Annotated in this window: 9 protein-coding genes and 3 pseudogenes; 1 reads left to right on the plus strand and 11 read right to left on the minus strand. The window is 70.5% G+C overall.

The window, feature by feature from the left end; translation table 11 throughout:
- Window positions 1-93: 93 nt before the first annotated feature.
- Together tsf and rpsB are read right to left on the minus strand one after the other, a co-directional pair.
- On the minus strand, window positions 94-930 hold the full coding sequence (gene tsf / locus OG852_RS15555) for a translation elongation factor Ts (RefSeq protein ID WP_133915867.1): 837 nt from the start codon (window positions 928-930) through the stop codon (window positions 94-96).
- A 160-nt stretch (window positions 931-1090) separates the two neighbouring features.
- Window positions 1091-1972 carry a 30S ribosomal protein S2 gene (gene rpsB, locus OG852_RS15560; protein WP_330348286.1) on the minus strand — a complete coding sequence of 294 codons (882 nt, stop codon included), beginning with the start codon at window positions 1970-1972 and terminating at the stop codon, window positions 1091-1093.
- A gap of 280 nt (window positions 1973-2252) precedes the next feature.
- Between rpsB and OG852_RS15565 the strand changes: the two are divergent.
- Window positions 2253-2801 (plus strand): annotated as a pseudogene (locus OG852_RS15565) (M23 family metallopeptidase); the annotation flags it as partial.
- On the opposite strand, the gene OG852_RS15570 reads toward OG852_RS15565, so the two are convergent.
- The 9 genes and pseudogenes from OG852_RS15570 to OG852_RS15610 all read right to left on the minus strand — a co-directional run.
- Window positions 2795-3352, minus strand: a complete 558-nt coding sequence (locus OG852_RS15570) for a TetR/AcrR family transcriptional regulator (RefSeq protein WP_330351450.1) — start codon at window positions 3350-3352, stop codon at window positions 2795-2797. The pseudogene OG852_RS15565 and the gene OG852_RS15570 sit on opposite strands and share 7 nt — an antisense overlap.
- 94 nt (window positions 3353-3446) lie before the next feature.
- On the minus strand, window positions 3447-4289 hold the full coding sequence (whiG, locus tag OG852_RS15575; RefSeq protein ID WP_133915865.1) for an RNA polymerase sigma factor WhiG: 843 nt from the start codon (window positions 4287-4289) through the stop codon (window positions 3447-3449).
- A 283-nt stretch (window positions 4290-4572) separates the two neighbouring features.
- Window positions 4573-5733 (minus strand): DNA-processing protein DprA, encoded by a 1161-nt coding sequence (gene dprA, locus OG852_RS15580; protein WP_133915864.1) that lies wholly within the window; start codon window positions 5731-5733, stop codon window positions 4573-4575.
- Window positions 5730-6374: pseudogene (locus OG852_RS15585) on the minus strand (ATP-binding protein); the annotation flags it as partial. The gene dprA and the pseudogene OG852_RS15585, both read right to left, overlap by 4 nt.
- A 49-nt stretch (window positions 6375-6423) precedes the next feature.
- Window positions 6424-6663 carry a hypothetical protein gene (locus OG852_RS15590; RefSeq protein ID WP_330348287.1) on the minus strand — a complete coding sequence of 80 codons (240 nt, stop codon included), beginning with the start codon at window positions 6661-6663 and terminating at the stop codon, window positions 6424-6426.
- The gene (locus tag OG852_RS15595; protein WP_330347483.1) at window positions 6660-7229 is read right to left on the minus strand and encodes a hypothetical protein; all 570 of its coding nucleotides are present in this window, start codon (window positions 7227-7229) and stop codon (window positions 6660-6662) included. Before OG852_RS15595 ends, OG852_RS15590 begins: the two co-directional genes overlap by 4 nt.
- Window positions 7226-9829, minus strand: coding sequence for a tyrosine-type recombinase/integrase (locus tag OG852_RS15600; protein ID WP_330347484.1), 2604 nt, complete (start codon window positions 9827-9829; stop codon window positions 7226-7228). Before OG852_RS15600 ends, OG852_RS15595 begins: the two co-directional genes overlap by 4 nt.
- The gene (locus OG852_RS15605; RefSeq protein ID WP_330347485.1) at window positions 9826-11016 is read right to left on the minus strand and encodes an integrase; all 1191 of its coding nucleotides are present in this window, start codon (window positions 11014-11016) and stop codon (window positions 9826-9828) included. The genes OG852_RS15600 and OG852_RS15605 overlap by 4 nt, the downstream gene beginning before the upstream one ends.
- 126 nt (window positions 11017-11142) lie before the next feature.
- Window positions 11143-12129 (minus strand): annotated as a pseudogene (locus tag OG852_RS15610) (ATP-binding protein); the annotation flags it as partial.
- Window position 12130 lies beyond the last annotated feature (1 nt).

Raw genomic sequence — 12130 nt, forward strand, 5'->3', positions numbered from 1 at the left:
TCTGCTGTCGTCCGTCACGCACGCGCGCGTGACGGCGTACCGGGACGACTGCTTACGACCCTATAGCGGCCGGGCGTCCGTCGCGGTACGGACTCAGATGCCGACCTTGATGCGCGAGAAGCGCTTCAGGGTGACACCGGCCTCGTCCAGGACCTTCTGGACGGACTTCTTGTTGTCGAGCGCGTACGGCTGACCGAGCAGCGTCGCGTCCTTGAAGAAGCCGTTGAGACGACCCTCGACGATCTTGGCGATCGCGGCCTCGGGCTTGCCCTCGGCGCGGGTGGTCTCCTCGGCGATGCGGCGCTCGGACTCGACGACCTCGGCCGGCACGTCCTCCTTGGCGAGGTACTTCGGCGCGAAGGCGGCGATGTGCTGGGCGACGCCGCGGGCGACCTCGGCGTTCGGCTTGTCGAGCTCGACGAGGACACCGATCTGCGGGGGCAGGTCGGGCATCGTGCGGTGCAGGTACGCGGTGACGAAACCGTCGTTGAACTGCGCGAAGCGGTCCAGGACGATCTTCTCGCCGAGGTTGGCGTTGGCCTCGTCCACGAACGCCTGGACGGTCTTGCCGGCCTCGATCTCGGAGGCGAGGAGCGCGGCGAGGTCGGCCGGGGAGGTCGCGGCGACGTGCTCGGCGATGGCCTTGGCGACGCTCTGGAACTTCTCGCCCTTGGCGACGAAGTCCGTCTCGCACTTCAGCTCGACCAGGACACCGGAGGCGTTGTCGTCGGCGATGATCGCGACCACGGCGCCGTTCTCGGCGGAGCGGCCCTCGCGCTTGGCGACGCCCTTCTGGCCCTTGATACGGAGCGCCTCGACGGCCTTCTCGACGTTGCCCTCGGCCTCGTCCAGCGCCTTCTTGCAGTCCATCATGCCGGCGCCCGTGAGCTCACGGAGCTTCTTGACGTCGGCGGCGGTGTAGTTCGCCATGAGTCTGTGAATCTTTCTCGAAGTCGGGAAGATCGAAGATCAACACGGTCTGGGAGCTTCCAGTGAGCGGGAGCTCTCCGACTCTGTGCCGACCTACGGGTGAACGGCGGGGGCGGACTTCATGTCGGCGCCCCCGCCGTCAACCGTGACGCTGGGGCGGTCAGGCCTGCTCGGCGTCCGCGGCCGGGGCCTCGGCGGGGGCCTCGACGGCCTCGGCGGCGGGGGCCTCGGCGGCCGGAGCCTCAGCGGCCGGAGCCTCGTCGGCCTTCTTCTCGCCCTCGAGCAGGTCGCGCTCCCACTCGGCGAGCGGCTCGCCCGCGGCCTTCTCGCCCTTGTCGCCGGTGGCGACGCCGGAGCGGGCGATGAGGCCCTCGGCGACGGCGTCGGCGATCACACGGGTGAGCAGGGTGACGGAGCGGATCGCGTCGTCGTTGCCCGGGATCTTGTAGTCGACCTCGTCGGGGTCGCAGTTCGTGTCGAGGATGGCGACGACCGGGATGTTCAGCTTCCGGGCCTCGCCGACCGCGATGTGCTCCTTCTTGGTGTCCACGATCCAGACGGCGCTGGGAACCTTGGACATCTCACGGATACCACCGAGGGTCTTCTCCAGCTTGGCCTTCTCGCGCGAGAGCACGAGAAGCTCCTTCTTGGTCAGACCGGACGCGGCGACGTCCTCGAAGTCGATCTGCTCGAGCTCCTTGAGGCGCTGCAGACGCTTGTAGACGGTCGAGAAGTTGGTGAGCATGCCGCCCAGCCAGCGCTGGTTGACGTAGGGCATGCCGACGCGGGTGGCCTGCTCGGCGATGGCCTCCTGCGCCTGCTTCTTCGTGCCGACGAACATGACCGTGCCGCCGTGGGCGACGGTCTCCTTGACGAACTCGTAGGCGCGGTCGATGTACGACAGCGACTGGAGCAGGTCGATGATGTAGATGCCGTTGCGCTCGGTGAAGATGAAGCGCTTCATCTTCGGGTTCCAGCGACGGGTCTGGTGACCGAAGTGGACGCCGCTCTCCAGCAGCTCCCGCATCGTGACGACGGCCATGGCCGTTCTCCTTGGGTTTCTCGGTTGTGCCGCGGATGCCGGACGGCTCCCGCGCCTGACGCCCGCGGTGCGCCGAGCCACAAAGGACCGAGGGGCGCGGATACCGGAGAACCGGCCTTGGCCGGCCCCCGATACCGGGGCGTGCGAAGTCGACCCGGTGACCCGGATCGCCAGAAGAAGTGTACGGGACCGGCGGGGTACCGGGTGACGCCGCTCTCCACAACCGGCGGGTTGTCCACAGCCCCGGCCGTGATCGGCACGATCGCGGGACCGTTCTCCCATGAACGCACTGCGCCGGACCTGCCTGCTGCTGCTCCTGCTGCTCCTGCTGACGACGGTGCCGGCCTGGGCGGATCCCCCACCCGGACCACCGGAGGCACCTCCCCGGGTCCCGGCGATCGCCCGGACCTGGCCGGTGGGCACCCGACCGTCGGTCCTCCGCGCCTGGGAGCCCCCGCCGACGCCCTACGCCCGGGGCCACCGCGGGGTCGATCTGGCGTCCGCACCCGGCACACCGGTACGAGCGGTGGCGGCGGGCCGTGTGTCGTACGCGGGCCGGGTGGCGGGGAGGGGCGTGGTGTCCGTGGAACTGACGGGCACGGACCTCAGAACGACGTACGAGCCCGTACGGCCCCTCGTCGCGAAGGGCGCCGAGGTCACCCCGGGCCAGGTGATCGCCGAGGTGGAACCCACGGGCTCCCACTGTGCGACGACCTGCCTGCACTGGGGCCTGCGGCGGGCCCGGACCTATCTGAACCCGCTCGACCTGCTGCCGGCCTGGCTCCTGCGCAGAGGCCCGTCACGGCTGCTCCCGCTCGCGGCTCAGCCGCACACGCCCCGCAGCACCATCCGCACTGCGGCCTCGGTGATCGCCTCCGGCGCCTCTGCGGCCCCCAGCTCGATCCTGCGCACGGCCGAGTCCACGACCCCCTGCACGAGCATCGCCGCCAGCCGGGGCTCCGCATGACCCACCTCCCCGAGCGCCTCCACGATCATGGCCACGAGTCCCCCGTGCGCGGCCCGGATCTTCTCCCGGGCCCCGGCGTCCAGCTCGCTCGCCGAGATCGCCACTACGGCCCGGTGCCGCCGGTCCCCCACCAGCGCCAACTGCCGCCGCACATAGGCCTCGACCTTGGCCCGGGGCCCGTCGGCCGCGGCCATCGCCGCCTCGACCTCCGCCGCCCACACGGGGAAGTCGACCGCGCACAGCTCCTCGACGACGGCCGCCCGCGACCGGAAGTACTCGTAGACGGACGAGCGCGCGAGCCCCGTCCGTTCGGCGAGCGCGGGGAAGGTCAGCGCCTCCGTCCCGCCCTCGGACAGCAGGGAGCGTGCCGCGTCCAGCAGGGCGGCACGCTGCATCGACCGGTGCTCGGCCACGGAGGCCGCTCGAATCCTTGGCACGTCGACCACTGTACGGACGTGGCACGCCGGAGGGGAGTGACTGCGCCCGCCGCGCCCCCGTCGAGCCGGTTCAGCGACCGAAGCTCGCCAGTTTCGCGCGGAGCTGGAGCACCGACTTGGTGTGGATCTGGCTGACCCGGCTCTCGGTCACACCCAGCACGTTCCCGATCTCGGCGAGGGTCAGCCCCTCGTAGTAGTAGAGCGTGACGACGGTCTTCTCACGGTCGGGCAGGGTGTTGATCGCCCTGGCCAGGAACCGTCGCAGTTCCCGGTCCTCGGCCACCTCCACGGGGTTGTCCGCGGCGGTGTCCTCCAGGGTGTCCATGAAGCTGAGCCCGTCGCCGCCGTCGTCGCCGACGTGCAGCAGTTCCTCCAGGGCGACCACGTTGGCCAGCGAGAGCTGGCTGAAGACCGCGTGGAGCTCGTCGACGCCGATGCCCATCTCGGCGGCCACCTCGCACTCCGAGGGGGTCCGCCGCAGCCGCGCCTCCAGCGTCGCGTACGCCCGCTCGACGTTGCGCGCCTTCTGCCGTACGGACCGGGGGATCCAGTCCAGCGCCCGCAGTTCGTCGATCATGGCACCCCGGATCCGGGTGATCGCGTACGTCTCGAACTTGATCTCCCGGTCGAGGTCGAACTTCTCGATCGCGTCGATCAGCCCGAAGATCCCCGAGGAGACGAAGTCGGCCTGCTCCACATTGGGCGGCAGACCCACGCTGACCCGGCCGGCGACGTACTTCACCAGCGGCGAGTAGTGCAGGATCAGCTGCTCCCGCAGCCGCTCGTCCCCCGTCGCCTTGTACGACCGCCACAGCTCGTCGAGCGTCGAGGGAGCGGGCGGCCGCACGCTGCCACCGTCGCGGGCGGCTGGGGGGACCGCCGCCCGGTCGGACCCGGAGGTGTGCTGGGGCATTCGTCGCCTTGTGCCGTTCTGCCGTGAAGTACGTGGAGTCGGGGGTACCTGGGTGTCCTGCTGCTCTGAAGTCGCTCTGCTGCCGTTCTGTACCGGAATCCTCGTGAGCGTAGCGTGACTGGAGTGTCGCGGTGCGCGAAGGGCGGGTCCGCGCTGGTGCGCAGATACGTTCCGTTGACCGCCCCACGGGTCGCGGCGGTCGCTCCGGCTGACCGGGGCGGGGCGTCAACTACGGGAAATCGCAAGGCCTTCGGCGTTCCCCCGGACGGCCGAACACGCTCGGTCAGCACGGCTGTGGACCCCCTCGAACGGAGACGATCGCCTGGCGTGTCAACTTCCAGCCGTCGCCGTGTCGTTCGACGTAGCCGAGTGCTCTGAGTTCGTACAGCCTGGCGATCGCGTCGTCCGGGGTGGTTCCGGCGCCGAGGGCGACCTCCGCGGCGCGGGCCGGGCGGCGGGCGGGGAGGGCGGCCAGGACCCGGCGGGCGCCCGGTTCCAGCAGGTCGCGGGGGAGCACCGGGCCGTGTCGGGCCGGGGCGAGTTCGCCCATGTCCCCGACGATCTCGACGACTTCCGCGGCGTCGGTGACCAGCTCGGCCTCGCCGCGCAGCAGCTCGTGCACCCCGGCGGACAGTCCGCTGGTGGCCGGGCCGGGGACGCCCATGGTGTGCCGGCCGAGCCGTTGGGCGGCCCGTGCGGTGACCAGGGAGCCGCTGCGGTGGGCGGCCTCCACCACCACCGTGCCGCGGGTGAGTGCGGCGATCACCCTGTTGCGGAGGATGAATCTGCTGGGCGTGGGATGGTCGCCGGGCGGGAGCTCGCCCACGACCAGTCCCTGCTCGGCGATCCGGTTGATCAGCTCGGTGTGGCCGCGGGGGTAGGGCCGGTCGACCCCGCAGGCCAGCACGGCGACGGTGGCGCCGCCGGCGCCGAGGGCGCCCCGGTGGGCTGCGCCGTCCACGCCGTAGGCCCCGCCGGAGACGACCACCCAGCCGCGCTCGGCGAGGCCGGCGGCGAGGGTGGCGGCCATGTGGGCGCCGTACTCGGTGCAGGCGCGGGCGCCGACGACGGCGACGGAGCGCAGACCCCAGATGCGCAGGCCGGGCCGCCCCCGCACCCACAGTCCGAGCGGGCGGGCGTCGCCGAGGTCGTCCAGGGTGCGGGGCCACTCCGGGTCCCCCGGACACAGAAACCGCACCCCGGCCGCCCGGGCCACCTCCAGATCCCGCTCCGGTGCGGCCGCGTCGGCCCGCGCCCTGAGCCCCTTCCACCGCCGCTCGCCCACCCCGGGCAACGGCTCCCCGTCACCCCGCAACCGCCGCACCACCTCCGCGCTCCCCCACTCCCGCACCCACCGCCCACCGACCTCGTCACCGGGCTCGAACACCCGACCGAGAAACACCCGGTCGAGCCGGCCGGAGTCCGGCTCGCCGGTGCTGTTCACGTGAGGGCCCCGAGAGCCATCGGCACACCGCGGGGCACCCCGGTGCGCAGTTGCAGGGCCAGGGCGACGTCGGTGGCGTCGGGCCGGTCGTGGCCGACGAGGTCGGCGACGGTCCAGGCGACCCGCAGGACGCGGTCGAGCCCGCGTGCGGTGAGCACGCCCCGCTCCAGGTTCCGCTCGGCCTCGTCCATCGCGCCGGCCTGCGCGTGCCATCGGCTGCGCAGGTCCCGCCCCGGCACCTCGCTGTTGGTCCGCCACGGGGTGCCCGCGAGTCGCGCCGCCGCGCGCTCACGCGCGGCCCTGACGCGGTCGGCGACGGTCGCCGTGGATTCGCCTCCGGGGCCGCGGTGGGCGAGTTCACGCCGGCTGACGGGGTCCACCTCGACCCGCAGGTCGACCCGGTCGAGCAGCGGGCCGGAGAGCCGGGCCTGGTAGCGGCGGATCGCCGACGGCGGGCACTCGCACAGGGTGTCCCGCTGGGAGAAGCGGCCGCAGGGGCAGGGGTTGGCCGCGAGCACCATCAGGAAGCGCGCCGGGAAGCGCACCACTCCCGCGCTGCGGGCGATCACCACATGGCCCGCCTCCAGGGGCTGCCGCAGGGCGTCGAGGGTCTGGGTGCTGAATTCCGGGGCCTCCTCGACTTTTCCGAACGGCGAAGCGCATGCAACGCTGCTGACCTGGGGTGATGCGTCACGTAGGTGTTCGCGACGTGGTGTTCTCAGTGCCCAGTGCGCTCTCGATCGTGTCCGCGTGGAGGGAGAAGGCGGCGCTGAACGCCTCGCTGGCCGGGTCGAGACCGAAGTGGGTTGCCATTGCAGCTTCGACGGTTTCGCCGCACTCCTCGAGGAACCGTTCCAGCTCTCGCAGCAGCCGGACGAGTGAGGCGGCCTGGTCGCGGTGGAGGTGGATCACGGCTGGGGGATTCGTCACGACCTGGTCTGTTCGAGGAGTTGGACTTCGAGGTCGGCGACGCGCTTGTCGGCGAAGCGGAGGTTGGACCGGGCGCCTTCGAGGCGTTCCTGCAGGGTCCGGTGCTCGCGGGTCAGCTGCTGAACGCGGTGCCGGAGGGTGGTGTTCTCGGTAGTCAGGGACTGAAGTGACTCGCCGGGGACCATCTGGTCGAAGTCGCGGATCTGGCCCATGAGCTCGCCGATCCGCTGCCGCTGGGACAGGACCTCCTTCTGGGTGCGAGTGAGCTCGGCCTCGGCGTTCAGCGCGCGTTCGCGCCAGGTCGCCTCGATCTGGTCGTGCTGCTGCTGGGCCTGACGGTCGTGGCGGCTGCGGCTGTCGGTGACGGTGTTCGCCACGAGCACGCGGGCCTCAGTGTTCTCGTAGAGAAACGTGGCGGATACGCCAGCGCGCTGGGCAATGCCGCGGATCGTGGGCCGGCCGCGTTCGCGGCGGAGCTGGCCGATCGCGGTGGAGACCTGTTCCAGCTTCTGCTGGGTCTGGGTGCGGCGGGCCGCGATGGCTGCTGCTGTGGATTCTGGCCTCACGCGGCTTCCTCATCAGTCTCGGCTTCGTGGCGGGCGAGTTCCTGGGCGCGGAAGGCCGTGCTCCAGACGCGGCCGAAGTAGTCCTGCGGCCGGCGGAGGTCAAGGGTGAGCGCCTCGTCCAGGAGCCCGACAGCGGCCAAGGCCTTCTCCAGGCCGTCGATCGCGCGGGCGGTGGGCTCGAAGAAGTCGTGGAGGTAGTCGGCAACCTTGGGGTCGTCAGCGCCCTCGGCGACCGTGCGCCACTGCTCGCGCTTGCGGTGCCAGTAGACGAGGTCGGCGCCGGAGAGGACGAACTTGTCGCAGTTGTGGCAGTCCACGTTCCAGGGGCAGGCATCACCGTTGACGACAGGCTGGAAGGTGCAGAACCCGCCTTCGGCGGGGGTGGAACGGCGGGTGAGGTCGATCGCAAGGGCCTCGGCCTGTTCGCGGGTCATGTCCTCGCCGGCGGACAGGACCAGGCCCGGCTCCGCCGAGCCCGGTCCTGCGACCCAGACGGCGTTGAGAGCCTGTTCGAGCTTGGGATCGGTGTTCGCGAGGTGGACGTAGTGCTCGGCCATCGCGTCGGAGACCTGGCCGAGATAGCGCTTCACATGGGTGAGGTTCGCGCCGGCCTTGAGGAGGTTGGTCGCCAGGGTGTGGCGGGCCTGATGGGCGACGCAATGAGCGAGATCGAGGGTTGCCACCCAGTCACTGAAAAGGCTCTGGAACCATCCGTAGCTGACACTCTTGAGGAGTGACCGGTTGGTTCCGCGCCGAGGGAACAGGGCGATCTCCGACCGCTCCTGCGCGGTCGGCGGGCGGCCGTGCCGCTGGACGAACCGGGCGATGGTCTTGGCCTGGCGCTGCCCGATGGCCTGGAAGAGCCGCTCCGGGATGCGGATACCCTCGTCCATGTTCCCGACCTTGGTCTGGTCGTGCCAGAACATCGGCAAGCCCTTGTAGCGGCCGATGCACTCCAGCCTCACTTCGAGAACCTCCCCGCATCGGCGCCCGGTCAGTACCAGCGCTTCCCAGACCAGCCGCAACCCACGATCCTCGACATCCATGTCGTCAAAACGCTGCAGGTTGGCCCCGTTGGCCAGTGCTCGGGCCATCTCGTCGGAGAACGGCTTGCGGCGCCCGCCCCGGCTGTTCCCTCCGTGGGGAAGAGCCACGACGAACGCGTTGTCCACTCCGAGCTGGGACGCCCGGCCGTTCTCCATCGCCGCGCGCAGGACCTGCCGGGCTCCGTCGAACACCCGGCTGACGGTCGCAGCCTTGACCGTATTGGGTTCACCCGTGCGGACGTCGTGGATGGCCAGGGACTTCAGTCCGTGCGACGCCCTGTAGCGCTGGTCGACCACGAAATCGAGCATGTGCTGGCGCGTCAGGAACGAGGGGTTGTGGCCTCCCTCCGGAGCACGGCTCTCCAGGAAGGCGGACAACTCCATGCAGCCGCGCTTGGGGTTCGCGATCGGGGTGATGCTCCGCGGCGGATCGGTCAGCAGCCGGTTTTCGAGCCACTCCCAGAGAAGATCACGCAGCCACCGCTGCGACACCCCGGTCAGATCGACGTGGCCCGCGCTCTGCTTGAGCCGGACACCGAAGTGGTCCAGCTCGATGTAGCCGATCTCCTTCGTGTCCTCCCGCGTGAAGTAGAGCAACTGCAGATACCGGAGCATCCGCCTGGCGATCTTCGACACGTTGACGGAGTCCTGCCGGAACCGATCAAGATCAAGATCGGCCAGGGAGGAGACATCCTGAAGCCGGCAGTAGTTCACCACCCGCTGTACGAACGTCAACGGCCAGTGAGCCCCCTCGGTCGGGCCCTGGATGTGCTGAACAATCGTCCATTTGATCTCCGCCCGCACCAGCGGCCGCAGCCCGAGCAGGGAAAGCCTTCCGTCCATCCGCGCGATCGGGTTCTCCTGCACGCACCAGCGCTCGAACGCCGCGCGGTCCTCGTAGAGGGCCTCCGGCCGCTCCGCCGGCAGGTGCTTGCCGGCCGCACCCCCGCATCGGGCTCCACCCGGCAGGCCGGCCGCCTTGTAGCGAGACCCGTGCACAACGCAGAAGCCGAGCCACTGCGCCGCCGGGTCCGAGCAGGCGACCACCCGGCATTTCCCGAAGTCCGGATACGGCTCCCGGCCGATCAGGAACACATCGACGCCGTCGGGCCTGCCCTTCCGACGCTGGTAAGCCTGCCAGGAGACGAGGTTCTCCGTGTGCAGGTAGCAGAGCCCCTCGCCTCCATAGGCCAAGGCGTGAGGGCAGACCAGGCAGGGCGTCCGACCCCGTCCCCCACGCGGCTGCAGGGGTTGCGCCTGGTCCCTGAACCCGACGATGTCCCCGCCCGCCCGCTGCCACTCGCCCCATTCCCCGTCGTGGGTGCTGCAGAACTCCCGGGTGGTCTCACGGCCCCGCTCGCATCCCGCGACACGGCATCGCCATCCGAAGGCTGGATGGTCGGGGCCGACCGTGATCACGTCGCTGCGGAACACGGGATCGAATCTCGGGGCCGCGATCAGCGTCTCCAGGAGTTCGAGCCGGTCGGTGGTCGTGCGCGTCGGCGACGTTGATCCGACGCCGACGATCGGAAGAAGCGGAAGGCGTGTGGTCACTCGGACTCCCCCCAAACCGTCCGCAGGGCCGAGCCGAACTCGGGGGAGTGCAGGTCCGGGTGCCCGTAGACCTCGTCGACCATCTGGGCCGACGCCCAGTTGCCGACCGTCTTGGCGATCATGCTGTCACCGCCGGTGACGTCCATGACGTCGTTGGTGAACTGGTGGCGGAATGCCTGCGGCTTGATCCGTCCTGGCAGGCCGGCCCGGCGCCCCGCCCGGCGCAACACGCTTCGCGCCGCGTCCGCGGTCCACGGCTCGCCTCGGGCGGGGCCCGCCAGCTGGATCAGCAGCATGCCGTGCGCGGAGGCGTACCGCCTGTACTCCGTGGTCATGTAGACGAAGTAGCTACTGATCATTGCCGGGCTGACCAGGTAGATCTCCCCTTTGGTCACCACGCCGTCGACCACAGCCCAGTCCGGCTTGATCTTCGCCGCTGCCCGGTTGGGATTGCCCCTGCGATGGCACACGTGCACGTGTGGCGCCTTGCAGTCCCCGCACTCCGCATTCTCGCGCAGGTGCAGATCGGACAGGTGAAGGCCCGCCAGCCCCCCGATCCGCATCGTGGTGTCGGACAGCCAGGTCACCACCATCCGGTCACGAGCCGTGTTCACGGCGCCCAGCAGGCCTTGCCGAGCCCCGTCGGGCAGCATCTTCGGGTGACGGCGCTTGGCGGGTCGGCTCGGGCCAAGAGGGTTGGCCGGCATGGACTTCTTCACGTGCCCCAGGAAGGCCCGGCTGCGGTCGGCCTTCGTCGGCAGTCGCCTCCCGGCAAACTCGGCCACCAGCGCGTCGTTGACCCCACCACCAGCGCAGACGTGCAGGTAGAAGCCCTTCAGGCACGCCGCGGCGACCTGAAGCGCCGAGTCCCCGCAGGGGCGCTTCGGCGGAACCCGCCACGGCTGCCCGTGGGGCATCATCACCTTCGCGCCGATCGCTCCCATGTAGCGATGGAGGTCCAGGAGTCGCACCTTCTCGGTCGACAGCCCTTCCCGAACACGCCAGCGCAGGTGATCGACGAGGCAGTACGCGTACGTCTTCTGCGTGCCCGAGCCATCGAACTGACGTAGGAACCCGTCCGACTCCTCGTCGACCAAGCCGTCGGGCCACAAAATCGTGTACGCCCATCCACCGCCCGCAGGAACCGTCTGGACCCGCAGGTCCTGCAGGACCATCCCTGTTCGCACGTCAGCTCCCGTCCGTCATGTTGACTACGTAACGGAAGAGTTCCAGGGTGTTCGGTAAATCAGTCCATAACGTGCTGAAATGTCCTACTGACGGACTATCAAGTGACGCAAGGGCCGTTCGGAAAAGTCCAGGAAGAGCACGCCCCGGTGGGCCAGCGAGACGGCACCGGGGCGGGGGACGCCGGGTCCGCCGCCGACCAGCGACTGCATGGTGGCCGAGTGGTGCGGGGCGCAGTACGGGGCGACGTCGATCAGCGGCTTGCCCGGTGGCAGCAGCCCGGCGATCGAGTGGACCGCCGTGACCTCCAGCGAGGCCTCCCTGGTCAGGGTGGGCAGGACGGCCGGCAGCCGTTCCGCGAGCATCGTCTTGCCCGCCCCCGGCGGTCCCTCCAGGAAGAGGTGGTGTCCGCCGGCCGCGGCGACCTCCAGGGCCGTCCGTGCCGAGCGCTGCCCCACCACGTCGGCGAGATCGTGTCCCTGGTCGTGCTGCGCGGCGCCGACGCTGTGCACACCGGTGGCCGCGCCCGTGCCGGGCATGCGCAGTCCGGCGAGGAGTGGATCGGGGCGGCCCAGGTCGTCCGGATCCTCCTCGGGCACGGGTTCGTCCGCGAGGACCGCGATCAGCTGGCGCAGACTGCGCACCCCGAGTACGGAGACGCCCGGCACCAGGGAGGCCTCGGCCGCGGCGCACTCGGGGACGACGACCTGTTCGTAGCCCGCCTCCGCCGCGGCCAGCACGGCGGGAAGGATGCCCCGCACCGGGCGCACCCGCCCGTCCAGGCCCAGCTCGCCGATCATCACGATGTCGGCGAGGACCCGGGGGTCGATCCGTTCCGAGGCGCCCAGCACGGCGCAGGCCACGGCCAGGTCGAAGCCGCTTCCGGCCTTCGGCACCGACGCGGGGCTGAGCCCGACGGTGAGTTTCTTCTGCGGCCACTCGCCGCCCGAGTTCACCACCGCCGCCCGCACCCGGTCCCTGCTCTCGGTCAGGCTCTTGTCCGGCAGGCCCACCAGGGTGAACGCCGCCACCCCGGCCTCCAGGTCCGCCTGGACCTCGACCACCACGCCCTCGACGCCCACCAGCGCCACCGAGCACGTACGCGCGAACCCCATC

It is taken from the genome of Streptomyces sp. NBC_00582, assembly GCF_036345155.1.
Taxonomy (GTDB): domain Bacteria; phylum Actinomycetota; class Actinomycetes; order Streptomycetales; family Streptomycetaceae; genus Streptomyces.

Excerpts from the sequence above, each read along its gene's own strand:
- tsf (WP_133915867.1), bottom strand. The coding sequence starts at position 930 with ATGGCGAACTACACCGCCGCCGACGTCAAGAAGCTCCGTGAGCTCACG.
- rpsB (WP_330348286.1), bottom strand. The coding sequence starts at position 1,972 with ATGGCCGTCGTCACGATGCGGGAGCTGCTGGAGAGCGGCGTCCACTTC.
- whiG (WP_133915865.1), bottom strand. The coding sequence starts at position 4,289 with ATGCCCCAGCACACCTCCGGGTCCGACCGGGCGGCGGTCCCCCCAGCC.